The following is a 488-nucleotide window of genomic DNA, read 5'->3' on the forward strand; positions in this document are numbered from 1 at the left end:
ATCTAAAGGAGGAAAAATACAATGCATAAGAATGAAAGAAAACCGGTGGTTCATGAATATGAAAATGAACAGGAAGTAGTTATGAAAGTAAAAGAGCTAGAATTGCAAGGGATTCACCAAGATGACATTTACGTCTTAACACATGAAAAACATCTAACAAAAAAGATTGCGGATGATACAAACACAAATACGATTGGAGTAAAAGAACAAGGATTGGGCACAAGTATTATCAACTTTTTCTCCAAAAAAGGGGACGAGCTCCGAAATCAAATGGAAGAAATGGGGTTGTCGAAGGAGGAAGCTAACTTATATGAAGAAAAACTAGATCAAGGGAGAATTTTACTCCTAGTAACAGCTGAAGTACCAACGGCGAGTGATAGGCAGCCGCAAAACTATCATTCTCTCTAATAGATTGCAATAGGTAAGGTAATTATTTTAGGTTGTAGCATGGAAGAAATTAAAAGTAGAGAAGGGTGAGAAAAATGAAA

1 protein-coding gene is annotated in these 488 nt (G+C 35.7%); it reads left to right on the top strand.

Annotated features, from left to right (window positions below; genetic code table 11):
• The first annotated feature begins 21 nt into the window (after positions 1 to 21).
• Positions 22 to 408 (top strand): YflT domain-containing protein, encoded by a 387-nt coding sequence (locus KI369_RS29120; RefSeq protein ID WP_212959065.1) that lies wholly within the window; start codon positions 22 to 24, stop codon positions 406 to 408.
• Positions 409 to 488 lie beyond the last annotated feature (80 nt).

Source organism: Bacillus sanguinis (genome assembly GCF_018332475.1).
GTDB classification, from domain to species: domain Bacteria; phylum Bacillota; class Bacilli; order Bacillales; family Bacillaceae_G; genus Bacillus_A; species Bacillus_A sanguinis.

Coding starts and splice junctions, on each gene's coding strand:
- KI369_RS29120 (WP_212959065.1), top strand. CDS start 22: ATGCATAAGAATGAAAGAAAACCGGTGGTTCATGAATATGAAAATGAA.